Origin of the sequence: Faecalicoccus sp. (assembly GCF_036552745.1) — a bacterium.
Taxonomy (GTDB): domain Bacteria; phylum Bacillota_I; class Bacilli_A; order Erysipelotrichales; family Erysipelotrichaceae; genus Faecalicoccus.
Map to the genome: position 1 here is coordinate 1 of NZ_JAXKBY010000145.1, position 1988 is coordinate 1988.

1 protein-coding gene is annotated in these 1988 nt (G+C 37.3%); it reads right to left on the bottom strand.

The annotated features are described in order from the left end of the window. Positions 1 to 82 precede the first annotated feature (82 nt). Entirely contained in the window at positions 83 to 1258 is a 1176-nt protein-coding gene (locus tag U0M88_RS06965) for an IS110 family transposase (RefSeq protein WP_331869346.1), read from the bottom strand. Between the last annotated feature and the right edge of the window lie 730 nt (positions 1259 to 1988).

The following is a 1988-nucleotide window of genomic DNA, read 5'->3' on the forward strand; positions in this document are numbered from 1 at the left end:
AAAAATCAAAAATTTTAAAAAGACATGACAAAAAGACCTAACAAAAGGTCGATTGAAAAAATTATGGTCTATAAGAAAATGGCTACCTCATTTTCTTAGGATCATAATCAACATTGTTCTTCTCTAAAAAGAAGATGATACGAACCAGTTTTCTGGCCACATGAGAAAGGGCGACCCGATGATGTTTGCCTTCCTCCCGTTTTTTACGGTAATAATCATAAAAAACGGGATTATGGAGAATGACCATTTCTGCACAGTTCAAAAGAACATAGCGGAGGTGGGAAGATCCGTGTTTTACCATGTGTCCCTTATATGCATGTTCTCCAGATTCGCTTCTGGAAGGGTCAAGACCGGCATAAGCCAGCATCTGGTTTGGCGTCTGGAAGTTTCCGATACCACCATATTCGGAATAGATAGAAGCGGCAGATATACATCCGATCCCCTTGATCGTCTGGATATGGGAACGGATTTCCTTAAACTCTTCTTCGATATGGGTTTCCATTTCCTTGATTTTGGCATCCAGGGACTGATAGATGTCCAGATAAGTATTCAGTTCAAAAGTTAGACATGGATCTTCGCGCCCTACAGTATTTTTCGCAAGTTCCCTAAGCTTTGAGAATCGTACATAGGAAATCGTCTTTTTGAGTTTTGAAGACATCTTTCTGTAAGATTCAGAATTCATGGAAGCCATTTTGGAAGGAACGGTGTAATTTCTTAGAAGATACATAGCCGTAGAACTTTTTAGAGATTTATTGAAGAAGGGCTTGAATTCAGGGAATATCTTGTCCATAACATTAGTGATCATGACAAGCTGTCCAGATCTCAGCTTCACCAGAGCATCTCTGGAGCGGGTCAATGATTTCAGATTGTGGATATGATAAGATTGGGTTGGATAGGTAATATATTCAACCGTAGTTAAGTAGGAAGCGATAAGAGCAGCATCCGCCTTATCGGTCTTGGTTCTTCTCAAGGTGGTAGCTGAGGAGAACCGTTTGATCAGAATGGGATTGATCTCCATGAAGGAAAGATCGTGTTCCTCAAGGAAACACTTGAGATTCAATCCATAGTGCCCGGTTGATTCAAAGCCTATCCTTTTTTCGTAGGAAGGATCAAGAGAATCAAGGACAGAAAGAAACAGGCAAAAACCGGCACTGTCATTGGAAAAGGAAAAGGAATCGCGGATAACGGAACCGTCCTGATCCATGATGAAACAGTCGTGCTTGTATTTGGCAATATCGATGCCAATGAAATAGGTCATAAAGACACCTCCTAGTAAGTGTGCACTGCTTGGTAAGAACTCCACAAATGTTCGATCCATGTGAACTCGTGAATCATAAAGCATCGAAGTACTAATCAACTGATCAACATTAGAAAAGAACTGTGGTAGGAATCTCCTTAGAACAGTTAAAGCTGTAATTGTATAGAAACAAATCCACAGTGCAAAGCAAGTATATCAAATGGCCGTAAGATATACTTGACCAGGAACGGCCTAGAAAGAAAAAATCCATTCAGGTCTTCCTAAATGGATAATACGAGATTTTATGTATTCAAGATTTGATTATTCTATATATGGTTTGATCTATTGGGGATTCTTTCTAATAAGTATTCTCTTTAGCATTCTAATCTTTTTTAAAAGAAATAAATTCACCGGATTTCTACAATTTGTTCTTTCTATCGTTTCTCCAATATGGTCGTTTCTCTTTTGTCTTCAAAGAGATTATCTCTATCCCGGACTCGAAAAAAATGAATTTTATTATATGTATAAACAAGTCGTTCATTTCAATGCCGAAGCTATCTTTATTGTCTTAGTATACATTTTGTTGGTTATAGTTTTGATATATAATGTCAAAATATCTATAAATAAAAATTAGATATCTAACATTGCGAAAAGTCTACAGTTAGATCAATGTCATTAAGTTAAGCAAAACATGATCTTATGAGTCTTGTCTAAAATAGGCGAGGCTCTTTTATTTGTGAAAAAAAATCTA